Source organism: Variovorax guangxiensis, from assembly GCF_003952165.1.
Taxonomy (GTDB): Bacteria; Pseudomonadota; Gammaproteobacteria; order Burkholderiales; family Burkholderiaceae_C; genus Variovorax; species Variovorax guangxiensis.
Genome location: NZ_RXFT01000003.1, coordinates 149,975 through 174,305, shown reverse-complemented (window position 1 = coordinate 174,305; position 24,331 = coordinate 149,975). Strand labels below are relative to the sequence as shown.

The 24,331-nt window shown below is 68.7% G+C and carries 21 protein-coding genes; 20 read left to right on the top strand and 1 reads right to left on the bottom strand.

What is annotated here, in order from left to right:
* Positions 1-3: 3 nt before the first annotated feature.
* The 19 genes from hslV (at position 4) to EJP67_RS33575 (ending at position 21,895) form a co-directional block, all read left to right on the top strand.
* Positions 4-549 (top strand): ATP-dependent protease subunit HslV, encoded by a 546-nt coding sequence (hslV, locus tag EJP67_RS09235; protein ID WP_019656748.1) that lies wholly within the window; start codon positions 4-6, stop codon positions 547-549.
* A gap of 2 nt (positions 550-551) precedes the next feature.
* Positions 552-1,880 carry an ATP-dependent protease ATPase subunit HslU gene (gene hslU, locus EJP67_RS09230; protein ID WP_126021419.1) on the top strand — a complete coding sequence of 443 codons (1,329 nt, stop codon included), beginning with the start codon at positions 552-554 and terminating at the stop codon, positions 1,878-1,880.
* Positions 1,881-2,152: 272 nt separating this feature from the next.
* The gene (gene mraZ, locus EJP67_RS09225; protein WP_026346603.1) at positions 2,153-2,581 is read left to right on the top strand and encodes a division/cell wall cluster transcriptional repressor MraZ; all 429 of its coding nucleotides are present in this window, start codon (positions 2,153-2,155) and stop codon (positions 2,579-2,581) included.
* Between the two features lie 8 nt (positions 2,582-2,589).
* Positions 2,590-3,513: a 16S rRNA (cytosine(1402)-N(4))-methyltransferase RsmH gene (gene rsmH / locus EJP67_RS09220; protein WP_126021418.1), complete on the top strand. Its 924-nt coding sequence runs from the start codon at positions 2,590-2,592 to the stop codon at positions 3,511-3,513.
* 94 nt (positions 3,514-3,607) lie between these two features.
* Positions 3,608-3,982, top strand: a complete 375-nt coding sequence (gene ftsL, locus EJP67_RS09215; RefSeq protein WP_126021417.1) for a cell division protein FtsL — start codon at positions 3,608-3,610, stop codon at positions 3,980-3,982.
* Positions 3,979-5,733, top strand: coding sequence for a peptidoglycan D,D-transpeptidase FtsI family protein (locus tag EJP67_RS09210; RefSeq protein WP_126021416.1), 1,755 nt, complete (start codon positions 3,979-3,981; stop codon positions 5,731-5,733). The genes ftsL and EJP67_RS09210 overlap by 4 nt, the downstream gene beginning before the upstream one ends.
* 2 nt (positions 5,734-5,735) lie before the next feature.
* The gene (locus EJP67_RS09205) at positions 5,736-7,304 is read left to right on the top strand and encodes a UDP-N-acetylmuramoyl-L-alanyl-D-glutamate--2,6-diaminopimelate ligase (RefSeq protein WP_126021415.1); all 1,569 of its coding nucleotides are present in this window, start codon (positions 5,736-5,738) and stop codon (positions 7,302-7,304) included.
* Positions 7,301-8,749 carry a UDP-N-acetylmuramoyl-tripeptide--D-alanyl-D-alanine ligase gene (locus EJP67_RS09200; RefSeq protein WP_206169470.1) on the top strand — a complete coding sequence of 483 codons (1,449 nt, stop codon included), beginning with the start codon at positions 7,301-7,303 and terminating at the stop codon, positions 8,747-8,749. The genes EJP67_RS09205 and EJP67_RS09200 overlap by 4 nt, the downstream gene beginning before the upstream one ends.
* A gap of 15 nt (positions 8,750-8,764) precedes the next feature.
* Complete coding sequence (mraY, locus tag EJP67_RS09195) at positions 8,765-9,943, top strand: phospho-N-acetylmuramoyl-pentapeptide-transferase (protein ID WP_093299737.1); 1,179 nt, start codon at positions 8,765-8,767, stop codon at positions 9,941-9,943.
* Between the two features lie 22 nt (positions 9,944-9,965).
* A complete protein-coding gene (murD, locus tag EJP67_RS09190) occupies positions 9,966-12,143 on the top strand; it encodes a UDP-N-acetylmuramoyl-L-alanine--D-glutamate ligase (RefSeq protein ID WP_126021414.1) in 2,178 nt (725 codons plus the stop codon).
* The gene (gene ftsW, locus EJP67_RS09185; protein WP_126021413.1) at positions 12,140-13,438 is read left to right on the top strand and encodes a putative lipid II flippase FtsW; all 1,299 of its coding nucleotides are present in this window, start codon (positions 12,140-12,142) and stop codon (positions 13,436-13,438) included. The genes murD and ftsW overlap by 4 nt, the downstream gene beginning before the upstream one ends.
* Positions 13,439-13,514: 76 nt before the next feature.
* Entirely contained in the window at positions 13,515-14,579 is a 1,065-nt protein-coding gene (gene murG / locus EJP67_RS09180; protein ID WP_126021412.1) for an undecaprenyldiphospho-muramoylpentapeptide beta-N-acetylglucosaminyltransferase, read from the top strand.
* Complete coding sequence (gene murC / locus EJP67_RS09175) at positions 14,576-16,051, top strand: UDP-N-acetylmuramate--L-alanine ligase (protein ID WP_126021411.1); 1,476 nt, start codon at positions 14,576-14,578, stop codon at positions 16,049-16,051. The genes murG and murC overlap by 4 nt, the downstream gene beginning before the upstream one ends.
* Complete coding sequence (locus EJP67_RS09170; protein WP_126021410.1) at positions 16,048-17,019, top strand: D-alanine--D-alanine ligase; 972 nt, start codon at positions 16,048-16,050, stop codon at positions 17,017-17,019. The genes murC and EJP67_RS09170 overlap by 4 nt, the downstream gene beginning before the upstream one ends.
* A 2-nt stretch (positions 17,020-17,021) precedes the next feature.
* A complete protein-coding gene (locus EJP67_RS09165; RefSeq protein WP_126021409.1) occupies positions 17,022-17,810 on the top strand; it encodes a cell division protein FtsQ/DivIB in 789 nt (262 codons plus the stop codon).
* 30 nt (positions 17,811-17,840) lie between these two features.
* On the top strand, positions 17,841-19,070 hold the full coding sequence (ftsA, locus tag EJP67_RS09160; RefSeq protein ID WP_093196937.1) for a cell division protein FtsA: 1,230 nt from the start codon (positions 17,841-17,843) through the stop codon (positions 19,068-19,070).
* Positions 19,071-19,240: 170 nt separating this feature from the next.
* Entirely contained in the window at positions 19,241-20,455 is a 1,215-nt protein-coding gene (gene ftsZ / locus EJP67_RS09155; RefSeq protein WP_126021408.1) for a cell division protein FtsZ, read from the top strand.
* A 321-nt stretch (positions 20,456-20,776) separates the two neighbouring features.
* Complete coding sequence (gene lpxC, locus EJP67_RS09150) at positions 20,777-21,700, top strand: UDP-3-O-acyl-N-acetylglucosamine deacetylase (protein ID WP_165909589.1); 924 nt, start codon at positions 20,777-20,779, stop codon at positions 21,698-21,700.
* Between the two features lie 18 nt (positions 21,701-21,718).
* A complete protein-coding gene (locus tag EJP67_RS33575; protein WP_019656766.1) occupies positions 21,719-21,895 on the top strand; it encodes a hypothetical protein in 177 nt (58 codons plus the stop codon).
* A 25-nt stretch (positions 21,896-21,920) separates the two neighbouring features.
* Here the strand turns inward: EJP67_RS33575 and EJP67_RS09145 are convergent, their stop codons facing one another.
* A complete protein-coding gene (locus EJP67_RS09145) occupies positions 21,921-22,880 on the bottom strand; it encodes a LysR family transcriptional regulator (protein WP_126021406.1) in 960 nt (319 codons plus the stop codon).
* 116 nt (positions 22,881-22,996) lie between these two features.
* Between EJP67_RS09145 and EJP67_RS09140 the strand changes: the two genes are divergently transcribed.
* Entirely contained in the window at positions 22,997-24,322 is a 1,326-nt protein-coding gene (locus tag EJP67_RS09140; protein WP_126021405.1) for a serine hydroxymethyltransferase, read from the top strand.
* The last annotated feature ends 9 nt before the right edge of the window (positions 24,323-24,331 follow it).

Below are 24,331 nucleotides of genomic sequence, written 5' to 3'. Positions count from 1 at the left end.
GCGATGGAACAGTTTCACGGCACCACCATCGTGAGCGTGCGCCGCAAGACCCCCCAGGGCGACCAGGTCGCCATCGGCGGGGACGGGCAGGTCACTCTCGGCAACATCGTCATCAAGGGCTCGGCGCGCAAGGTGCGCCGGCTGTATCACGGCAAGGTGCTTGCCGGCTTCGCGGGCGCAACCGCGGACGCCTTCACGCTCTTCGAGCGCTTCGAGGCCAAGCTCGAGAAGCACCAGGGGCACCTGACCCGCGCCGCGGTCGAGCTCACCAAGGACTGGCGCACCGACCGCGTGCTGCGCAAGCTCGAAGCCATGCTCGCGGTGGCCGACGCCACCACCTCCCTCATCATCACCGGCAACGGCGACGTGCTGGAGCCCGAGGACGGCGTGATCGCCATCGGCTCGGGCGGCGCGTACGCCCAGTCGGCGGCCAAGGCGCTGATCGAGAACACCGAGCTTTCGGCCGAGCAGATCGTGCGCAAATCGCTGGCGATCGCCGGAGAAATCTGCATTTACACGAACATGAACCACACGGTGGAAGCGCTCTGACCATGTCCATGACCCCCCAGGAGATCGTCTCCGAGCTCGACAACCACATCGTCGGCCAGCCGGCAGCCAAGCGCGCCGTGGCCATCGCCCTGCGCAACCGCTGGCGCCGCCAGCAGGTCGACGACAAGCTGCGCCACGAGATCACGCCGAAGAACATCCTCATGATCGGCCCCACGGGCGTGGGCAAGACCGAGATCGCCCGTCGCCTCGCGCGACTGGCCGATGCGCCCTTCATCAAGGTCGAGGCCACCAAGTTCACCGAGGTGGGCTACGTGGGCAAGGACGTCGATTCGATCATCCGCGACCTGGCAGAGATCGCCGTCAAGCAGACGCGCGAGGCGGAGAGCGTGAAGGTTCGCGCGCGCGCCGAGGATGCCGCCGAGGAGCGCATCCTCGACGTGCTGCTGCCGCAAGCGCGCAGCGCCGACGGCACCTCCACCGCGACCGACACCAGCAACGCCACCCGGCAGGCCTTCCGCAAGAAGCTGCGCGAGCACCAGCTCGACGACAAGGAGATCGAACTCGACCTCGCCGAAACCCGCGCGCCGCTGGAGATCATGGGCCCGGCCGGCATGGAGGAAATGACCGAGCAGCTGCGCGGCATGTTCGGCCAGATCGGCGGCGGCAAGCGCAAGATGCGCAAGCTCAAGATCGCCGAGGCGCTGCGCCTCCTGACCGACGAGGAAGCCGCCAAGCTGGTCAACGAGGACGAGATCCGCACGCAGGCGATCGCCAACGCAGAGCAGAACGGCATCGTCTTCATCGACGAGATCGACAAGGTCGCCACCCGCAGCGAAGCCCAGGGCTCCGACGTGTCGCGCCAGGGCGTGCAGCGCGACCTGCTGCCGCTGGTGGAGGGCACAGCCGTCAGCACCAAGTACGGCGTGGTGCGCACCGACCACATGCTGTTCATCGCGAGCGGTGCCTTCCACCTGAGCAAGCCCAGCGACCTCATTCCCGAGCTGCAGGGGCGCTTTCCGATCCGCGTGGAGCTGCAGTCGCTCTCGGTGGCGGACTTCGAGAGCATCCTCACGCAGACGCGCGCCTCGCTGGTGAAGCAGTACCAGGCGCTGCTCGCCACCGAGGGCGTGACGCTCGAATTCACGCCCGAGGGCGTGAACCGGCTGGCCACCATCGCCTTCGAGGTGAACGAGCGCACGGAGAACATCGGCGCGCGCCGTCTGTCGACCGTGATGGAGCGCCTGCTGGATGAGGTAAGCTTCGACGCGACCCGCCTCGAAGGGCAATCGATCCGCATCGATGCCGCCTATGTCGACCAGCGCCTTGCGGCACTAAGTCACGACGAAGACCTTTCGCGCTTCATCCTCTGAAGCCGCTTCTCTCTTCCCCTGTAACGGGGGAATCCTTCACGCATCACTTTCACTGCGTGAGCTAAGTACTTCATTTTCAACGAAATTCGCCGATTCCAAGGATTTGGAATCGGCGCTAAGTCGTTGATTCCATTACAAAAAATAGCCCAAACGGCCAGTTGCTTCCGAAGTGTTTCCTGCTACAGTGCAAAAAAGTGCAGTTAAGTGGGAAAAAGTGCGGGTAGTGCCCCTTTCGGGTGCCGCAGCACTCCCAACACAGGGGTTTCGTGGTCGTGTTTCAAGGCGCTTCATCGCTCAGTCTGGATGCCAAGGGGCGGCTCTCCGTGCCGACCCGGCATCGTGACGTCCTGAGCGCGACGGCAGGCGGCCAGCTCACGATCACCAAGCATCCGCACGGATGCCTGATGGTGTTCCCCCGTCCCGAATGGGAGAAGTTCCGCGAGCGCATCGCCGCGCTGCCGATGTCGGCGCAGTGGTGGAAGCGCGTCTTCCTGGGCAATGCCATGGACGTCGAGATGGACGGCACCGGCCGCGTCCTCGTCTCCCCCGAGTTGCGCGCGGCCACCGGCATCACGCGCGAGACGCTGCTGCTGGGCATGGGCAACCACTTCGAACTCTGGGACAAGGCCACCTACGAGGCCAAGGAGGCCGAGGCCACCCAGGGCGAGATGCCGGACGTATTCCAGGACTTCGCGTTCTGAGGGGCACCGTGAACACGCCCTGGACCCACACGACCGTCTTGCTCGGCGAGGCGGTGGAAGCTCTTCTATCCGGCAGCTCCGCGGCTGCCGGCACCTACGTGGACGCCACCTTCGGAAGAGGAGGGCACGCGCGCGCGATCCTCGCGCGGCTGGCGCCGGAAGGCAGGCTCATCGCATTCGACAAGGATGCGGAAGCAGTGGCCGAAGCAGCGCGCATCTCGGATGCGCGTTTTTCCATCCGCCACCAGGGATTCCGCTCGATCGGCGAGCTGCCCGACGCGAGCGTCGCCGGCCTGCTCATGGACCTGGGCGTGAGCTCGCCGCAGATCGACAACCCGGTGCGCGGTTTCAGTTTCCGTTTCGATGGCCCGCTCGACATGCGCATGGACACCACGCGCGGCGAGAGCGTGGCCGAGTGGCTGGCAACGGCCGAACTACAGCAGATTGCAGAGGTGATCCGTGACTATGGCGAAGAACGGTTTGCTGTTCAGATTGCAAAGGCGATTGTTGCTCGCCGACAAGAACGGGGCCCAGTTTCAACCACCACCGAACTGGCCGAGCTCGTGGCTGGCACGGTCAAAACCCGCGAGCCGGGCCAGAACCCTGCAACGCGCACATTTCAGGCTTTTCGGATTTTCATCAACGCCGAGCTTGAAGAGCTGCAACAGGCGCTAGAAGCCAGCCTGTCCATCCTGAAGCCCGGGGGGCGGCTGGCGGTCATCAGCTTCCACTCGCTGGAAGACCGCATCGTCAAGCAGTTCATAGCGAAGCACTCCAAGGAGGTCTACGACCGCCGCGCGCCGTTTGCCGCGCCCAAGGTCATGAAGCTGCGCGCGCTGGAGCGCATCAAGCCCTCGGAGGCCGAGGTGAGCGGGAACCCGCGGGCGCGCAGTGCCATTCTTCGCGTGGCAGAACGCACGGAGGCCGCATGAGCGCCGCCCGGCCGCCCGAAGGCGCTCGCCCCCCCGCTCGCGAGGGGGTTGGCGGAGCCACGCAGTGGTGCAGCCTGGGGGAGGTTCGCTAGCCATGGCCCGGATCAACCTGCTCCTGCTGATGGCCGTCATTGCGACGGCTTTGTACCTTGTGCACACCCAGTATCTGTCGCGCCAGCTCTATACCGAGCTCGACCGCGTGCAGCAGGATGCCCGCCGCCTCGAGACCGAGCGCGACCGCCTGCAGGTCGAGAAGCGCGCGCAGGCCACGCCGCTGCGCGTGGAGAAGCTCGCCAAGGAGCAGCTGCAGATGCGCACCACCTCCCCGGCGATCACGCAGTACGTGCGCCCTGACGGCTCCGTGATTCCCGCCGTCGCACCGGTGGCGGCGACGCCCCCCACCACAGGCAAGCCGGCAGCCAAGCCTGCGGCCAGGCCGGCCGCAACCGCAGCGAGGGCCGCGCGATGACCCGGGGCAACCGCAGCGTCCGCTACACCACCAGCCCCCTGCTTGCGAGCAAGACGCCGGTGTGGCGCAGCAAGCTCATCGTCGCCGGCATCGCCTTCGGCTTCCTGGTGCTGGCCGGCCGGGCTGCCTACGTGCAGGTCATCGGCAACAGCTTCTTCCAGCGGCAGGGCGAGGTGCGCTTCGCGCGCACGCTGGAGCTGCCGGCCAACCGCGGCCGCATCCTCGACCGCAACGGGCTCATCCTCGCATCGAGCGTGGTCGCGCCCAGCATCTGGGCCATCCCGGAAGACATCGAGCGCGACGACCCCGAGGTGCGCGCCAAGCTCAAGCAGGTGGCCAAGCTGCTGGAGATGCCGCAGAAGGACTTCGACAAGAAACTGGAAGACGAGGACAAGACCTTCGTCTGGATCAAGCGCCAGGTCGACGAGCCCATCGCCAAGCAGATCGCCGCGATGAACCTCAAGGGCATCTACCAGCGCAAGGAATACAAGCGCCAGTACCCCGAGGGCGAGGCCGCCGCGCACGTGGTGGGCTTCACCAACGTGGAAGACAACGGCCAGGAAGGCATCGAGCTGGCCTTCAACAAGGACCTGGCCGGCAAGGCCGGGTCGCGCCGCGTCATCAAGGACCGCCTGGGCCGCGTGGTCGAGGGCGTGGGCGAGACCGTGCCGCCGCTGGACGGCAAGGACATCCAGCTCAGCGTCGACAGCAAGGTGCAGTTCTTCGCCTACCAGAAGCTGCGCGACGCCGTGACCGCGCGCAAGGCCAAGGCCGGCAGCGTGGTGGTGCTCGATTCCGTCACCGGCGAGGTGCTGGCGCTGGCCAACTACCCGAGCTATGTGCCCGACAAGCGCCAGAACCTGACCGGCGAGCAACTGCGCAACCGCGCGATCACCGACACCTTCGAGCCCGGCTCGACCATGAAGCCGATCACGGTGGGCATGGCGCTGGAAGCCGGCCGCGTGAAGCCCTCGACCTTGATCGAAACCGGCCCCGGCCGCTACCAGATCGGCGGCTTCACCATCAGCGACACGCACAACTACGGCACGCTGACAGTCGAGGGCGTGATCCAGAAGTCGAGCAACGTCGGTGCGCTCAAGATCGCCCAGAAGATGACCCCGCACGAGATGTGGGACACCTACACCGCGCTCGGCTACGGCCAGAAGCCGCAGATCCAGTTCCCCGGCGCCGTCACCGGCCGGCTGCGGCCCTGGAAGACCTGGAAGCCGGTCGAGCAGGCCACCATGGCCTATGGCTACGGCCTGTCGGCGTCGCTGTTCCAGATGGCGCATTCGTACACCGCGTTCGCACACGACGGCTCGCTCATTCCGGTGACCATTCTGAAGAACTCCGAGCCGCCGGCCGGCGTGCGGGTGTTCTCGCCCTCCAATGCGCTGGCGGTGCGCAAGATGCTGCAGATGGCCGCCGGCCCCGGCGGCACGGGCACGCGCGCGCAGACGGTGGGCTACTCGGTCGGCGGCAAGTCGGGCACGGCCCACAAGCAGGTCGGCAAGGGCTACGCCAGCAACAAGTACCGCGCATGGTTCACCGGCATGGCGCCCATCGAGAAGCCGCGCATCATCGTCGCGGTGATGATCGACGAGCCCAGCGACGGGCAGTATTTCGGCGGCCTGGCGGCCGCTCCCGTGTTCAGCGAGGTCGTGCAGCAGACGCTGCGCATGATGAACGTACCGCCCGATCTGGCGGTCAAACCGCTTGTGATGACGCAGGGCGTCGACGAGAGCTTCTGAACATGCTGACCTTCACTTCCCCCCAACTGGTCGCCGCCTGGCTGAAGGAGCGCGCGCCGAACGCCGCGCTGCATGCCGACAGCCGCGCCGTGGGTGCGGGCGACGTCTTCATCGCCTGGCCGGGCGCCGCCACCGACGGCCGCAAGCACGTGGCGGCCGCGCTGGCGCAGGGCGCCGCCGTCTGCCTGGTGGAACACGAGGGCGTCGAGCCCTTCGGCTTCGACCAGGACGAATACCGCGAGCGCATCGTGAGCTACCCCGGCCTGAAGGCCGCCACCGGCCCGATCGCCTCGGCCTTCTACGACAACCCCTCGGCCCTGCTCGAAGTGCTGGCCGTGACGGGCACCAACGGCAAGACCTCCACCGCATGGTGGCTGGCCGAGTCGCTCTCCACGCTGCGCGCGGCGGGCGGCGTGCGAGTGATGAAGCCCGACGGCACCATGCAGCGCGACGCGCCGTCGCCCTGCGCCGTGATGGGCACGCTGGGCATCGGCGTGCCGCCCGAGCTGACCTACACCGGCCTGACCACGCCCGACCCGGTGATGATGCAGCGCGAGCTGCGCGCGCTGGTCACGAACGGCTTCGGCGCCTGCGCCATCGAGGCCTCGTCCATCGGCATCGCCGAGCGCCGCCTCGACGGCGCGCAGATCGCCGTGGCCGTGTTCACCAACTTCACGCAGGACCACCTCGACTACCACGGCAGCATGGACGCCTACTGGCAGGCCAAGGCCGAGCTGTTCCGCTGGCCCGGCCTGCGCGCCGCGGTGATCAACATCGACGACACGCACGGCGCCAGCCTGTGCGCGAACCTGATCGACGCCGGCATCGGTGCGCTCGACGTCTGGACCGTCTCGGCCGCCGGCAAGCCGGCCCGCCTCATGGCGCGCGACATCGGCTACGACGCGCAGGGCCTGCAGTTCTCGGTGGCCGAGCACGGCACGGCTGCCGTGGAGCGCCTGTCGACGGGGCTCATCGGCCAGTACAACGTGTCCAACTTGCTGGGCGTGCTCGGCACGCTGCGCGCGCTGGGCCTCACGCTCGCCCAGGCCGTGGCCGCATGCGCCAACCTCACCAGCGTGCCCGGACGCATGGACCGCGCCGGCACCGGCGAAGGCGCCCCGCTGGCCGTGGTCGACTACGCCCACACGCCCGATGCGCTCGACAAGGCGCTGATCGGCCTGCGCCCGCTCGCAAAGCAGCGCGGCGGCGCACTGTGGTGCCTGTTCGGCTGCGGCGGCGACCGCGACCCGATCAAGCGCCCGATGATGGCCGCCGTCGCCGAGCGCCAGGCCGACCGCGTGATCGTCACCAGCGACAACCCCCGCAGCGAAAAGCCCGACGCGATCATCAGCCAGGTGCTGCGCGGCTTCTCGCGCCCCGACGCGGCGCAGGTGCAGCCCGACCGGGCGGCAGCCATCGCCAACGCCATCGCGCAGGCTGCGCCGCAAGATGTGGTGCTGATCGCCGGCAAGGGCCACGAGGCCTGGCAGGAAATCGCCGGCCAGCGCATCGAGTTCTCGGACAAGGCCCATGCGCTGCAGGCGCTGGCAAAGAGGGGTGCCTCGGCATGAGCGGCATCACGACACCCCTGGACATCACCCTGGCCCGGATCCAGCAATGGATTCCGGGTTCTCGCCTCGTGGGCGACGGCTCCATCGTCATCGCCCGCGTGCACACCGACACGCGCACGCTCGCGCCCGGCGACCTGTTCGTCGCGCTCAAGGGCGAGCGCTTCGACGCCAACGATTTCCTGGCCGATGCGAAGAAGCAGGGCGCCGTGGCCGCCATCGCGCACCGCGGGCTGGAGGCCGCGGGCCTCGCCGGCCTCGAGGTGCCCGACTCGCTGGTCGCGCTGGGCGCGCTCGGCGCGGGCTGGCGCGCGCAGTTCGACCTGCCGCTGATCGCGGTGACGGGCAGCAACGGCAAGACCACAGTCACGCAGATGATCGCGGCCGTGCTCTTCGCCTTCCGGGCCGAGCGCTCGCTCGCCACGGCCGGCAACTTCAACAACGAGATCGGCGTGCCGCTCACGCTGCTGCGCCTGCGCGCGCAGCACCAGCGCGCGGTGCTCGAACTGGGCATGAACCACCCGGGCGAGATCGCGCGGCTGGCGGCCATCTCGCGCCCGACCATCGCGCTGGTCAACAACGCGCAGCGCGAGCACCAGGAATTCATGGCCACCGTCGAGGCGGTGGCCATCGAGAACGCCGCCGTGTTCGCCGTGCTTCCGGAAGACGGCACGGCCGTCTTTCCCTACGGCGACGAGTTCACCTCGCTGTGGACCGACATGGCGCACGACGGCGGCTCGCGCCGCTGCCTGACCTTCGGCGAGCACGAGGATGCCGACATCTCGCTGCAGCACGCCGAATGGAAGCAGGGCGCCTGGGCCGTGAGCATCCGCACGCCGGTGGGCGACTTCGACGCGCGCCTGCACATCGCGGGCCGGCACAACGTCGTCAACGCGCTCGCCGCCACGGCCTGCGCGCTCGCGGCGGGTGTGTCGCTGGAAACCATCGGCGCCGGCCTCTCGGCCTTCGAGCCGGTCAAGGGCCGTTCGCGCGCCAGCGAGATCGCGCTGCCCGGCGGCCACGCGATCACGCTGGTCGACGACAGCTACAACGCCAACCCCGATTCGGTGATCGCCGCCATCGACGTGCTCGCCGCCCTGCCGGGCCCGCGCCTGCTGGTGCTGGGCGACATGGGCGAGGTGGGCGACCGCTCGCCCGAGTTCCACGCCGAGGTCGGCGAGCATGCCCGCGAGCGCGGCATCGAGTCCGTCTACACGCTGGGCGACGCGACGTCGCATACCGTCGTCGCCTTCGCCGGTGCCGACGGACGCCATTTCAACGAGTTCGACGCGCTGAGCGCGGCCGTGCTCGCACGCCTGCCGCAGGTCGGCAGCGTGCTCGTGAAAGGATCGCGCTTCATGAAGATGGAGCGCGTGGTGCAGGTCGTCGAGGCGCAGGCACAACTACAACAACCACAACAACAAAAGGAGGCCGGTCATGACGCATGAGCCGCGCGAAACCACATGCTGCTGACCCTCGCTCAATGGCTGCAGACGCTGTCGCCCGAGTTCGGGTTCCTGCGCATCTTCCAGTACCTCACCTTCCGCGCGCTGATGGCCGCGCTGACGGCGCTCGTGGTCGGCCTGGTGGCCGGGCCCTACGTGATCCGCCGCCTCACGGCGCTCAAGATCGGCCAGCCGGTGCGCGGCTACGGCATGGAAACGCACCTCACCAAGAGCGGCACGCCCACCATGGGCGGCGTGCTGGTGCTGTTCGCCATCGCCTTCGCCACGCTGCTGTGGTTCGACATCTCCAACAGGTTCGTGTGGATCGTGCTGTGGGTCACCATGGGCTTCGGCGCCATCGGCTGGGTGGACGACTGGCGCAAGGTGGTGCGCAAGGACCCGGAGGGCATGCGCTCGCGCGAGAAGTATTTCTGGCAGTCGGTGGTGGGGCTGATCGCGGCCTTCTACCTGCTCTTCAGCATCTCGGAAAGCTCCAACTGGCGCGTGGTGCAGCTGTTCTTCGCATGGGTGCAGTCGGGCTTCGACCTCGACTTCCCGCCCAAGATCAACCTGCTGGTGCCCTTCTTCAAGGAAGTGAGCTATCCGCTGGGCGGCATCGGCTTCGTGATCCTCACCTACCTGGTGATCGTGGGCGCGAGCAATGCCGTGAACCTGACCGACGGCCTCGACGGCCTGGCGATCATGCCGGTGGTGATGGTGGGCTCGGCGCTGGGCGTGTTCGCCTACGTCACGGGCAGCGCGGTGTATTCCAAGTACCTGCTGTTCCCCAACATCCCCGGCTCGGGCGAGCTGCTGGTGTTCTGCTCGGCCATGGCCGGCGCGGGGCTCGCGTTCCTGTGGTTCAACACGCATCCGGCGCAGGTGTTCATGGGCGACGTGGGCGCGCTGGCGCTGGGCGGCGCGCTGGGCACCATCGCGGTCATCGTGCGCCAGGAGATCGTGTTCTTCATCATGGGCGGCATCTTCGTGGTCGAGGCGATCTCGGTGATGGCACAGGTCACCTACTTCAAGTACACGAAGAAGCGCTTCGGCGAGGGGCGGCGCGTGCTCAAGATGGCGCCGCTGCACCATCACTTCGAGAAGAGCGGCTGGCGCGAGACGCAGGTCGTGGTGCGCTTCTGGATCATCACGATGCTGCTGTGCCTCGTGGGCCTTTCGACGCTGAAGCTGCGCTGAGAGAGAAAAGAAGAAGACAACCATGCGGCACCTGAAAGACCTCCCCGTCCTCATCCTCGGCCTCGGCGCGTCCGGGCTGGCGATGGCGCGCTGGTGCGCGCGCCACGGCGCGGTCGTGACCGTGGCCGACACGCGCGAGGCGCCGGCATTGCTTCCGACGCTGCGCGAGGAGCTGCCAGGCGTGAACTTCGTCGGCGGGCCGTTTTCGGCCGCGCTGGTCGAAGGCACGCCGATCCGCGCCGTGTACCGTTCGCCGGGCCTTTCGCCGGCGACCATCGCGCCGGTGGCCGATGCTGCGCGCGCCGTGGGCCTGCCGGTCGGTGGCGAGCTGGATCTGTTCGCGCGTGCGCTGCAGGACCTGCGGACGGTGGAAGTGCCGGTGGTCGAGGCCGAACCGGAGGCGGAAGTCGCCGCCGCAACGCAAGCCGAGCCGGTTGCCGAAGCTCCCGCCGAGCCTGAAGCACAGGCCGAGCTGGCGCTGGAAGAGCCTGCGCCCGCCAAGGCCGCAGCTCCGGTCGAGCCTGCAGAAGCACCCGCGCCAGTAGAAACATCGGAAACCGCTGAAGCCCAGCCCGAGCCGGCCGCCCCCGCGATGGCCGAAGCGATGCCGCGCGATCCGTCGATCAGCGTTGTCGTGCCGCCGCCGCAGGAAGGCGAAGTGGCCGTGCCGGCCGAAACCGTTGCGGAGCCAGCATCCGAAGCCGCGCCTGAACCGGCGCTGGAATCCACCGAAGCAACCAGCGCTGAAGCAGCGCCGGAAACCCCGGCTGCCGAAGCAGCCCCCGAATCGCCCGAAGCCCCGGCAGCGGAGCCTGCTCCCGCACCCGCGCCCGCCACCGTTTCGCGCCTGCCCACCACCGGCAAGCCCTACGTCCCGACCGCCGCCAAGGAAGCCGCGGAGTTCGTCGCGCGCATCGCCGAGCTCTCCGCGACCAACCCGGCGTCGGCCGCGGTAGAAGAAGAGCCGTCGCCTCAGCTCGAACTGGCGCCGCCCGTCGAGCCTGAAGCGCCCAAGGGCTACACGCCCGCGGTGCTCGCCATCACCGGCACCAACGGCAAGACGACCGTCACCTCGCTCACCGGCCAGCTGGTGGAGCGCGCGGGCAAGACCGTGGCCGTGGCCGGCAACATCGGCCCGACGCTGCTCGACACGCTCTCGGCGCACATGGACGCCGAGACGCTGCCCGACGTGTGGGTGCTGGAGTTGTCCAGCTTCCAGCTCGACGGCGTACAGGGCTTCGAGCCCACCGCCGCGACGGTGCTCAACCTCACGCAGGACCATCTGGACTGGCACGGCGACATGGCCGCGTACGGCGCGGCCAAGGCGCGCATCTTCGGCGCGCACGGGCTCATGATCCTCAACCGCGACGACGCCGGCGTGATGGCGATGCTGCCCGCGCCCGTCAAGGTCAAGCTGCAGCGCCCGCAGATCCGCACGCATGTCACCTTCGGTTCCGCGATGCCGCTGCGCCCGGGCGACTACGGCATCGAGCGCGTGAACGGCATGGCCTGGCTGGTGCGCGCGCTGGAAGCCGACGAAACGCAGAAGCGCAAGCGTGGTGCCGTGGTCGAGGAAGAGATCTTCCTGCAGCGGCTGATGCCCGCCGACGCGCTGCGCATCCGCGGCCGCCACAACGCCATGAACGCGCTCGCGGCCCTGGCGCTGGCCAGCGCCGCCGGCTGCCCGCTGAACGCCATGCTCTACGGCCTGCGCGAATACCAGGGCGAGCCGCATCGCGTCGAGCCCATCGCCGTCATCGACGAGGTCGAGTACTTCGACGACAGCAAGGGCACCAACGTGGGTGCCACCGCCGCCGCGCTGACCGGCCTGGGCGAGGAGCGCCGCGTGGTCGTCATCCTCGGCGGCGAAGGCAAGGGGCAGGACTTCGAGCCGCTGGCCGCGCCCGTTCGCCAGTACGCGCGCGCCGTGGTGCTCATCGGCCGCGACGCTCCGGTCATCGAGGCCGCGCTGGCATCGACGGGCGTCTCGCTGCTGCACGCCGCCTCGATGGACGAGGCGGTGAAGCTCGCGTCCGCGCGCGCCAACCCCGGCGACGCCGTGCTGCTGTCACCGGCCTGTGCGAGCTTCGACATGTTCAAGGACTATGCGCACCGCGCCGAGGTGTTCCGCGAGGCCGTGCAGGCCTACGAGGACAGCCCGCGCGGCCTGGGCGACTCGACGACGGAGGAACAGGTTTGAACTCTGCCGCATCAGGCGCCACGCCCAACGCACGCACCAGCCGCTTCGGCGGCTGGTTCAGGCGCGCGCGCAGCGGGATCGACTCGCTGCCAGTGCACCTGCCCGTGCGGCTCGGCGGCGCCGGCATCGCGCAGACCAAGGCCACGCCGATGCGCGTGCTGGGCTTCGACCAGGCGCTGGTCTGGGTCACGGTGGCGCTGCTGACCTGGGGCCTGATCATGGTGTATTCGGCCTCCATCGCGCTGCCCGACAACCCGCGCTTCGCGCGCGCGGGCTACAGCGCCTCGTATTTCCTCACGCGGCACGCGGCCTCGGTGGTGTTCGCCTTCATCGCCGCGCTGCTGACCTTCCAGATCCCGATGAAGACCTGGGAGCGCGCCGCGCCCTGGCTCTTCGTGGCCTCGCTGCTGCTGCTGGTGGCTGTGCTCATTCCGCACATCGGCATCAACGTGAACGGCGCGCGCCGCTGGCTGCCGATGGGCTTCATGCGCTTCCAGCCGTCGGAACTGGCCAAGCTCGCGATGGTGCTCTACGCCGCCAGCTACATGGTGCGCAAGATGGAGATCAAGGAGCGCTTCTTCCGCGCCGTGCTGCCCATGGGCGTGGCGGTGGTGGTGGTCGGCATGCTGGTGATGGCCGAGCCCGACATGGGGGCTTTCATGGTGATCGCCGTGATCGCCATGGGCATCCTGTTCCTGGGCGGCGTGAATGCGCGCATGTTCTTCCTGATCGCCGCGCTGGTGGTGGTGGCCTTCGGCACCATCGTCGCGAGCAGCCCGTGGCGCCGCGAGCGCATCTTCGCGTACCTCGATCCGTGGAGCGAGGAGCATGCGCTGGGCAAGGGCTACCAGTTGTCGCACTCGCTGATCGCCATCGGGCGCGGCGAGATCTTCGGCGTGGGCCTCGGCGGCAGCGTCGAGAAGCTGCACTGGCTGCCCGAGGCGCACACCGACTTCCTGCTGGCCGTGATCGGCGAGGAGTTCGGCCTCGTCGGCGTGCTGCTGATCATCGGCCTGTTCCTCTGGCTCACGCGCCGCATCATGCACATCGGCCGCCAGGCCATCGCGCTGGACCGCGTGTTCTCGGGCCTCGTGGCACAGGGCGTGGGCGTGTGGCTGGGCTTCCAGACCTTCATCAACATGGGCGTGAACCTCGGCGCGCTGCCGACCAAGGGCCTGACGCTGCCGCTGATGAGCTTCGGCGGCTCGGCCATTCTGATGAACCTGGTGGCGCTGGCGATCGTTCTGCGCATCGATTACGAAAACCGTGTCCTCATGCGCGGAGGCCGCGTATGAGGACATGGTTTCACCAGAATCGGGTCAGCGCGCAGCGCTGCGGCGCGCATGCGCCGCTGATGCGCGGAGGTCGCGTATGACCGGCCGCACCGCGCTCGTCATGGCCGGCGGCACCGGGGGCCACATCTTCCCCGGACTCGCGGTGGCCGAGGCCCTGCGCGAGCGCGGCTGGAAGGTGCACTGGCTGGGCGCCCCCGGCAGCATGGAAGAAAAGCTGGTGCCGCCGCGCGGCTTCGCCTTCGAACCCGTGCAGTTCGGCGGCGTGCGCGGCAAGGGCCCGCTCACGCTGCTCCTGCTGCCGCTGAAGCTGCTGCGCGCCTTCTGGCAGAGCCTGGGCGTGGTCCGCCGCGTGAAGCCCGACGTGCTGGTGGGCCTGGGCGGCTACATCACCTTCCCGGGCGGGATGATGGGCGTGCTGGTCGGCAAGCCGCTGGTGCTGCACGAGCAGAACTCGGTGGCCGGCCTCGCCAACAAGGTGCTGGCGGGCGTGGCAGACCGCGTGTTCACCGCCTTTCCCAACGTGCTGAAGAAGGCGCAGTGGGTGGGCAACCCGCTGCGCGCGGCCTTCACCTCCAAGCCCGAACCGGCCGAGCGCTTCGCGGGCCGCACCGGGCCGCTCAAGCTGCTGGTGGTGGGCGGAAGCCTTGGCGCGCGCGGCCTCAATACCGTGGTGCCGCAGGCGCTGGCCCGCATCGCGCCGGCCGAGCGCCCGCAGGTGCTTCACCAGAGCGGCGCCAAACAGATCGACGAGCTGCGCGCCAACTACGAGGCCGCGGGCGTCGAAGGAGAGCTGACGCCCTTCATCGAAGACACGGCGCAGGCCTATGCGGACGCCGACATGATCGTCGCGCGCGCCGGTGCCAGCACCGTCACAGAAATCGCGGCCGTCGGCGCAGCAGCGCTGTTCGTGCCTTTCCCCTCGGCGGTCGACGACCACCAGACCACCAATGCGCGCTTCCTCGTGGACGCAGGCGGCGGCTGGCTGGTGCAGCAGGCCGACCTCACTCCTGAATTGCTGGCTGACTTGCTACAGAAAACCGGGCGCGATGCGCTGATAGAGAAGGCCGAGAAGGCCAAGACCATGCAGAAGACCGAAGCCGTCGAGGCGGTCGTCCGCGCCTGCGAGGAGCTTGCAAGATGAAGCACGCTATTCGTCATATCCATTTCGTGGGCATCGGCGGCTCCGGCATGAGCGGCATCGCCGAAGTGCTGCTGAACCTGGGCTACAAAATCACCGGCTCCGACCTGGCCGACAGCGCCACGCTGCGCCGGCTCGCGGGCCTGGGCATCGGCACCTTCGTGGGCCACGCGGCCGCGCATATCGACGGCGCGGATGCGGTCGTCACGTCGACGGCGGTGCAGTCGGACAACCCCGAGGTGCTGGCTGCGCGCGAGAAGCGCATTCCGGTCGTGCCGCGCGCGCTGATGCTGGCCGAGCTGATGCGCCTGAAGCAGGGCATCGCCATTGCCGGCACGCACGGCAAGACCACCACCACCAGCCTGGTGGCGAGCGTGCTCGCGGCCGCAGGGCTCGACCCGACCTTCGTGATCGGCGGGCGCCTGAACAGCGCCGGCGCGAACGCGCAGTTGGGCTCCGGCGACTACATCGTGGTGGAGGCCGACGAGTCGGATGCCTCGTTCCTGAACCTGCTGCCGGTGATGGCGGTGGTCACGAACATCGACGCCGACCACATGGAGACCTACGGGCACGACTTCGCGAAGCTCAAGAAGGCTTTCGTCGACTTCCTGCACCGCATGCCGTTCTACGGCGTGGCCATTCTGTGCACCGACGATCCGGCGGTGCGCGAGATCGTGGCCGACGTGACCTGCCCGGTCACCAGCTACGGCTTCGGCGAGGACGCCCAGGTGCGCGCCATCGACGTGCGCGCCGTTGGCGGCCAGATGCATTTCACCGCGCAGCGCCGCAACGGAGTGACGTTGCCCGACCTCCCGATCGTGCTGAACCTGCCTGGCGAGCACAACGTGCGCAATGCGCTGTCGGTGATCGCGGTGGCGGTGGAACTCGGTATTCCCGACGAAGCCGTGCAGCGCGGGCTCGCAGGCTTCAAGGGCGTGGGCCGCCGCTTCCAGAGCTACGGCGACGTGGCTGTGCAGGGCGGGGATGCTGCCGGCACCTTCACGGTGATCGACGACTACGGCCATCACCCCGTGGAGATGGCCGCCACCATCGCGGCCGCGCGCGGCGCATTCCCGGGCCGCCGGCTGGTGCTGGCCTTCCAGCCACATCGCTACACCCGCACGCGCGACTGCTTCGAAGACTTCGTGAAGGTCATCGGCACGGCCGACGCGGTGCTGCTCGGCGAGGTCTATGCCGCCGGCGAGGCGCCCATCGTGGCGGCCGACGGCCGCACGCTGGCGCGCGCGCTGCGCGTGGCGGGCAAGGTCGAGCCGGTCTTCGTCGACGACATCGCCGCGATGCCGCGCGCCATTCTCGACAACGCCCGCCCGGGCGACGTGGTGCTCTCGATGGGCGCGGGCTCCATCGGCGCGGTGCCGGCCAAGGTGGTCGAGCTCGGCGCGGCCGGTGCCGCGACCGGCGCCTCTGCCCCTTCAACATCCGAGCGCGGTTCGCGCAAAGGGAGGGCCTCATGAGCCTCCAGGACCCCAAACTCTTCGGCAAGGTCGCCGTGCTCTTCGGCGGCAGTTCCGCCGAGCGCGAGATCTCCCTGATGTCGGGCACCGGCGTGCTCGAGGCGCTGCGCTCGCGCGGCGTGGACGCGCATGCCTTCGACCCGTCGCAGCGCGACCTGTCGGAGCTCAGGAGCGAAGGCTTCGCGCGCTGCTTCGTCGCGCTGCACGGCCGCCACGGCGAGGACGGCACCGTGCAGGGCGCGCTCGAGCTGCTCGGCATTCCCTACACCGGCTCTGGCGTGATGGCCTCGAGCGTGGCGATGGACAAGGTCATGACCAAGCGCATCTGGCAGGCCGACGGCCTGCCCACGCCCAAGTACGTGCGCCTGGCCTTCGACCAGCAAAGCCGCGAGCAGGTCAGGGCGGTGCCCGATGTGCTCGGCCTGCCGCTGATCGTGAAGCCACCGCGCGAGGGCTCGTCCATCGGCGTGACCAAGGTGCAAGGCTATTCAGAGATGCAGGAGGCGGTGGCGCTGTCGGCGAGGTACGACGCCGACGTGCTGTGCGAGGAATTCATCGAGGGCGAGGAAGTGACCTGCGCCGTGCTCGGCCACGGTCTCGACGCGCGCGCGCTGCCGGTGGTGCGCATCGCCGCGCCCGAGGGCGCCTACGACTACCAGAACAAGTACTTCACCGACGACGTGAAGTACCAGTGCCCGAGCGGCCTGCCCGAGGCCGAGGAGCACGAGATCCAGCGCATCACGCTGGCCGCCTACCGCACGCTCGGCTGCCGCGGCTGGGGCCGCGCCGACGTGATGATCCGCGCGAGCGACCGCAAGCCCTTCCTGCTGGAGATGAACACCTCGCCCGGCATGACCAGCCATTCGCTGGTGCCGATGTCCGCCCGCGCCGCGGGCATCGCGTACGAGGAGCTGTGCCTGCGGGTGCTGGCTTCCGCCACGCTGGACGCGACGGGAGGCTCGCTATAGCCATGGCCGACAGCATTCCAGCGCCCTTCGACGTCAAGCTCATGAACATCGTCGCCAACCTTGCGTTCGCGGCGGTGGCGCTCATGCTGCTTGCCGCGGGCGCGTGGTGGGTGCTGCGCCAGCCTTTCTTCCCGATCGCCGGCATCAAGGTGGACGGCGAGGTCACGCACAACAACGCGGTCACGCTGCGCGCCAACGTCGCGCCGCAGCTGTCGGGCAACTTCTTCACCATCGACCTGGCCCGCGCGCGCGCGGCCTTCGAGTCGGTGCCGTGGGTGCGCAGCGCGGTGGTGCGCCGCGAGTTCCCGAACAAGCTGCGCGTGACGCTGACCGAGCAGGTGCCGGTGGCCAACTGGGGCGACGAGGCGGGCTCGAAGCTGATCAACGGCTTCGGCGACGTGTTCGAGGCCAACGTGGCCGAGGTGGACGACAACCTGCCGCGCCTGGACGGCCCGATCGAGCAGGCCGGCCAGGTGCTGGGCATGTACCGCGTGCTGCAGCCGCAGTTCCAGCCCTACGACCTGGGGATCGACGAGCTCACGCTGTCGAGCCGCGGCAGCTGGAAGGTGGTGCTCGACAGCGGCGCCGAGATCGAGCTCGGCCGCGGCCAGAGCGAAGAGGTGACGGCCCGCCTGCAGCGCTTCCTGAAGACCGTGACCCAGGTCGCGGGCCAGTACCGCCGCACCATGGCCGACGTCGAAGGCGCGGACCTGCGCCACAACGACGCGTATGCCCTGCGCCTGCGCGGCGTCACCACGGTCTCGCCCGAGGCCCCAAGAAAAATCAAGTAGCGAATACCGAGGAATCGAGGACATATCCCAATGCCCAAAGAATACAAAGACCTGGTCGTAGGACTCGACATCGGCACCGCCAAGGTGATGGTGGTCGTGGCCGAGGTGCTGCCCGGCGGCGAGCTCAAGCTGGCCGGCCTGGGCATCGCGCCGAGCAACGGCCTGAAGCGCGGCGTGGTGGTGAACATCGACGCCACCGTGCAGAGCATCCAGCAGGCGCTGAAAGAGGCCGAGCTGATGGCCGACTGCAAGATCAGCCGCGTCTACACCGGCATCACCGGCAGCCACATCCGCGGCATCAACTCCAGCGGCATGGTGGCGGTGAAGGACAAGGAAGTGACGCCCGCCGACGTGGCCCGCGTGGTGGAGACGGCACGCGCCATCAACATCTCCAGCGACCAGCGCCTGCTGCTGGTGGAGCCGCAGGAGTTCGTGATCGACGGCCAGGACGTGAAGGAGCCGATCGGCATGAGCGGCATGCGCCTGGAGGCCAAGGTGCACATCGTGACCGGCGCGCAGAGCGCGGCCGAGAACATCATCAAGTGCGTGCGCCGCTGCGGCCTGGAAGTCGACCAGCTGATGCTGAACCCGCTGGCCTCCAGCCAGGCGGTGCTGACGGAAGACGAGCGCGAGCTGGGCGTGGTGCTGGTGGACATCGGCGCGGGCACGACGGACGTGGCGATCTTCACCAACGGTGCGATCCGCCACACGGCGGTGATCCCGATCGCGGGCGACCTCATCACCAGCGACATCGCGATGGCGCTGCGCACTCCGACGAAGGACGCGGAAGACATCAAGGTCGAGAACGGCTTCGCCAAGCAATTGCTGGCCGACCCCGAGACGCAGGTGGAAGTGCCGGGCCTGGGCGACCGCGGCCCGCGCATGCTGAGCAAGCAGGCGCTGGCCGGCGTGATCGAGCCGCGCATCGAGGAGATCTTCTCGCTGGTGCAGCAGGTGGTGCGCGAGTCGGGCTACGAAGAGGTGCTCTCGTCGGGCGTGGTGCTCACGGGCGGCAGCGCCGTGATGCCGGGCATGGTGGAACTCGGAGAGGACATCTTCCTCAAGCCCGTGCGCCGCGGCATCCCGAAGTACTCGAGCGCGCTGTCGGACATGGTCGCGCAGCCCCGCGCCGCGACGGTGATGGGCCTGCTGGAGGAAGCACGCTTCGCGCGCATGCGCGGCTTCAAGGTCGCGCAGAAGAATGGGTCGGTAAAGACTGCATTCGGACGTTTCAAGGACTTCATCGTGGGGAATTTCTAGCCATGATCAAGTCTCCACTCTGGCTCGCGCGTGGCAGCCCTCCCATGCATTTCAACGAGCGATGGCGACGAACAGGTCCACCATCGCGACGGTCTCATCGTTGATCCCGTCAGTACACAAGAAATATTCACAGACACATAACGGCAACTGCAAGATTCAAGGAGTTAAAAATGACCATCGAAATGATCGAAGTCGAAGAGTTCAACCAGGGCACGCAGATCAAGGTGATCGGTGTCGGCGGTGGCGGCGGCAATGCGGTCGCCCACATGATGGAGCGTGGCGTGCAGGGCGTTCAGTTCGTCTGCGCGAACACCGACGCGCAGGCCCTGCAGCGCAGCAACGCACACAAGATCATCCAGCTGGGCACCAGCGGCCTGGGCGCCGGCAGCAAGCCCGAGAAGGGCCGTGACGCGGCCGAGGCCGCGGTGGACGACATCCGCGCCGCCATCGACGGCGCGCACATGCTGTTCATCACGGCCGGCATGGGCGGCGGCACCGGCACCGGCGCCGCTCCCGTGATCGCGCGCGTGGCGAAGGAAATGGGCATCCTCACCGTGGGCGTGGTGACCAAGCCCTTCGACTGGGAAGGCGGGCGCCGCATGACCAACGCCGACGCCGGCCTGGCCGAGCTCGAAGCCAACGTCGACTCGCTGATCGTCGTGCTCAACGAGAAGCTGCTCGACGTGCTGGGCGAGGACGTCACGCAGGACGAAGCCTTCGCTCAGGCCAACGACGTGCTGAAGAACGCCGTGGGAGGCATCTCGGAAATCATCAACGAGTACGGCGGCGTGAACGTCGACTTCGAAGACGTGCGCACCGTGATGGGCGAGCCCGGCAAGGCCATGATGGGCACCGCTGCCGCAGCCGGTCCCGACCGCGCGCGCATCGCAGCCGAGCAGGCCGTGGCCTGCCCGCTGCTCGAAGGCATCGACCTCTCGGGCGCAAAGGGCGTGCTAGTGCTGGTGACGGCATCGAAGAGCTCGCTGAAGCTGAACGAGTCGAAGCTGGCGATGAACACCATCCGCGCCTACGCCTCGCCGGACGCGCACGTGATCTACGGCGCTGCCTACGACGACAGCCTGGGCGACGAGATGCGCGTGACCGTTGTGGCCACCGGCCTGTCGCGTCCCGACGCTCGCCGTCAGCAGCCGACGCTGGAAGTCATCCGCACCGGCACCGACAACATCCCGTTCACCGTGCCGACGCTCGGTGGCGTGGGTCACGCCGGCGGCACGGGCGGCAGCCAGCCCAACTACGACGGCATGGCCGTTCCCAGCGTGTGGCGCACCAACCGCACGATGGCCGCCGCGAAGGTGGACGCGCTGTCCTCGGGCGGCATGGACGACTTCGAGATTCCCGCGTTCCTGCGCCGCCAAGCTGATTGAACCTCGCTCGCCCCCCCAGGCTGCGCGCACTTCGTGTCGCTTCGCCAACCCCCCTGCCGGGGGGCAACACCTGAGGCCCGGCAAAGCCGGTTCCTCGGTGTTTCGCGAAGGGACCAGCCAGACGCAGAGGGCACGAGGGAGCGCAAGGGGCACAAGGGACGACCCGAAAGGGACGTCCGCTGGCTCTACGCGCTGCGCTCGCCTCGTGCCCTTTGCGTCCATTTCGGGCCAATTCGAAGGAATTGCATAGAACCCATGTCTATCGGTGCCATAGCGAGGGGCATAGGCCGCCACGCCCGTCGCGCGCCTAAAATCCCGGCCGTGCTGCAACAACGAACCCTCAAGTCCATCAGCCGCGCCGTGGGCGTGGGGCTTCACAGCGGCCAGCGCGTGGAGCTGACGCTGCGGCCGGCACCGGCCGACACGGGCATCGTGTTCCGCCGCGTCGACCTGCCCGAGCCGGCCGAGATCCGCATGACGGCCGAGTCGGTCACCGACACGCGCCTGGCGTCCACGGTCTCCACCGGCGGCGCGAAAGTGCAGACCGTCGAGCACATCATGTCGGCCTGCGCGGGCCTGGGCATCGACAACCTCTACATCGACATCACGGCCGACGAAGTGCCGATCCTCGACGGATCGGCTTCCTCGTTCGTGTTCCTGTTGCAGAGCGCGGGCATCGCGCTGCAGAAGGCGCCGCGCCGCTTCATCCGCGTGACCCGCAAGGTCGAGGTGCGCGAAGGCGAGGGCGCCAACGAGAAGTGGGCGAGCCTGGAGCCCTACCACGGCTACAAGCTGAGCTTCGAGATCGACTTCGACCACCGCGTCGTCAATTCCACCGGCCAGCGCGTGGAGTTCGACCTGGGCACCGGCTCCTACAGCCGCGACATCGCGCGCGCCCGCACCTTCGGCTTCACGAAGGAAGTCGAGTACATGCGCAGCAAGGGCCTCGCGCTCGGCGGCGGCCTCGACAACGCCATCGTGATGGACGATACCAAGGTGCTGAACGAAGGCGGATTGCGCTACGACGACGAGTTCGTGAAGCACAAGATCCTCGACGCGATGGGCGACCTGTACATCATCGGCAAGCCGCTCCTGGCCGCGTATACCGCCTTCCGCTCGGGCCATGCGCTCAACAACAAGCTGCTGCGCGAGCTGCTCTCGCACAGCGACGCATACGAGGTCGTGACCTTCGAGGACGAGAAGCGCGCCCCGCGCGGTTTCGGCGAAGTCGCGCGGGCCTGGTAGGCCGCTCGTTCCTCTCACATGCTGCTGTTCCGCTGGGCCATCCTGCTGCTTCTGCTGGTGGCCGGCGTGTGCTTCGCGTTCTACGCGGGTACGGGGCAGGTCAAGTACCGGCGCATCGGCTGGATCGTGCTGAAGTGGACGTTGCTGGCGGCATTCGGCTTCTTCGCCGTGCTGATCGCGGAGCGGGTGGCGTAGAGCCGGCTATCCCGATAGCAGGCTTTCAGCCCGCTGCCAGCGCCTGCAATGCCTGCACCTGCCGCGCGAGCAGCGGCCCCTTGCGGTGCGCAGGCACCAGCAGCATCACCGTATCCCCCAGCGCTTTCGGCCGCCCCCAGGGCGCATGCAGCTTGCCTTGAGCCAGCAGCGGTGCGACGAGTCGCTCGCGGCCCATCAGCACGCCTTCGCCATCCACTGCGGCCTGGAGCGCAAGGCTGTAGAGCGAGAAGTCCGGCCCTGCCGCGAGCGCTTCGGCTTCTGCCGCCATGGTGCCGGGCTTCACGGCCTGCAGCCAGCGCTGCCAGTCGTCGCGCCAGACGGTGTCGTGCAGTCCGCCGCTGCGCTGCAGCAGCTCTGTCAGATCTTCGAGTGCGCGTGGACGGCCGCTGGGCAGGGGCTCGCGCAGGCCCGGACTGCACACGGGCAGCAGTCGGTCGCGCACCAGCGGGATCGCCTGCGCGCCTGCCGCAGTCTCGATGCGTTCGCCGGCGCGCGCATAGAACAGCCCCAGATCGAAGGGCTCGCGGCGGAAGTTCGGTGGCTGCTCGAGTGCCGTCACCGACACCTGCACGCCGGGCAGCTCCGCCTTCAGCCGCGACAGGCGCGGTGACAGCCACAGCTGCGCAACTGCCGGCAGCGCAGCCACCTGCAGCGTGCTGCGGCGCGCGGCGGTCTGGGTCTCGTGGCGCAGTGCCTGCACGGCCAGGCCGAGCTGGTCGACCGCCGCGCTGAGGGCCGGCAGGGCGCGCCGCCCGTGCGCGCTGAGGCGGATGCCCTGGCTGTGCCGCTCGAAGAGCGCGCCGCCGGCCCATGTCTCCAGCGCCTTGATCTGCTGCGCGATGGCCGCCGGCGTGACGAAGAGTTCTTCTGCCGCGCGCGCGAAGCTGCCATGGCGCGCCGCCGCCTCGAAGGCGCGCACCGCGGTGTGCGGCGGCAGGCGTGGGCGGGGTGGTGCGAGCGGCATGGGCAGATCCTTCAGGCCAAGTTTTTCTACGGCTCGGGGCCAGATTATCCGGTTTGCCCCGTCGGCGAGGGCAGGCGACGATGCAGCCATCCCCCTTTCATAGCGAGATCCGCCACATGCCTGCCGCCGCCCTGCAACGCCGCCCCTGGGTTCCCGCCGCCAGCGAGGACCATGTGCTTTCCATCGCCGCGGACGCCGCCTCGCGCGATGCTGCAGGCGTGGCCGCCGAGATCGAACGGCTGGTGGCCGACAACCACCGCATCCACGACGTCGACGGCCTGAACCTCAACCCCGCCACCAACGTGATGAACCCGGCCGCCGAGGCGCTGCTGTCGCGCGGACTGGGCTCGCGCCCCTCGCTCGGCTATCCGGGCGACAAGTACGAGATGGGCCTGGAGGCCATCGAGCGCATCGAGGTGGTCGCCGCCGAGCTGGCGGCCGAGGTGTTCGGTGCGAAGTTCGCCGAGGTGCGCGTGAGCTCGGGCGCGCTGTCGAATCTCTACGTGTTCATGGCGACCTGCCAGCCCGGCGACACCATCGTCGTGCCGCCGCCCAGCATCGGCGGCCACGTCACGCACCATGCGGCGGGCGCCGCTGGGCTCTATGGCCTGAAGCCGGTTTCCGCGCCGGTGGATGCCGACGGCTACACGGTCGACCTCGCCGCGCTCGCGAAGCTGGTGGGCGAGACAAAGCCCAAGCTCGTCACCATCGGCGGCAGCCTGAACCTGTTTCCGCATCCGGTGCTCGCGATCCGCGAGATCGCCGACAGCGTGGGCGCGAAGCTGCTCTTCGACGCGGCGCATCTCTCGGGCATGGTGGCCGGCAAGGCATGGCCGCAGCCGCTGGAGCAGGGTGCGCATGCGATCACCATGAGCACCTACAAGAGCCTGGGCGGACCGGCGGGCGGGCTGATCGTGTCGAACGACGCGGCGCTGATGGAGCGAATCGACGCCATCGCCTATCCCGGCCTCACGGCCAATTCGGATGCGGGCCGCACGGCGGCATTGGCCCGTGGCCTGCTCGACTGGAAGGTGCACGGCATCGCTTATGCGGCCGCGATGCGGGAGACTGCGCAGGCACTGGCGCGCGAACTCGATGCGCGGGGGCTGCCCGTGTTCGCGAAGGCGCGCGGCTTCACGCAGTCGCACCAGTTCGCGCTGGAGGCCGCGCGATGGGGCGGCGGCCAGCGAGCGGCGAAGAAGCTCGCGAAGGGCGGCCTGCTGGCCTGCGGCATCGGCCTGCCGATCGCACCCGTGGAAGGCGACATCAACGGCCTGCGCCTCGGCGTGCCCGAGATCGTGCGGCTGGGCTTCACGCCCGGCGACATGCCCCAGCTCGCTGACTGGATCGCACGAGCCCTGGAGGGCGATGCGGCATCGGTTGCAGCCGAAGTGCGCGAGCGCCGCAAGCGCCTCGGCGAGCTGCGCTACATCGTGCGCTGACGCAGGCAG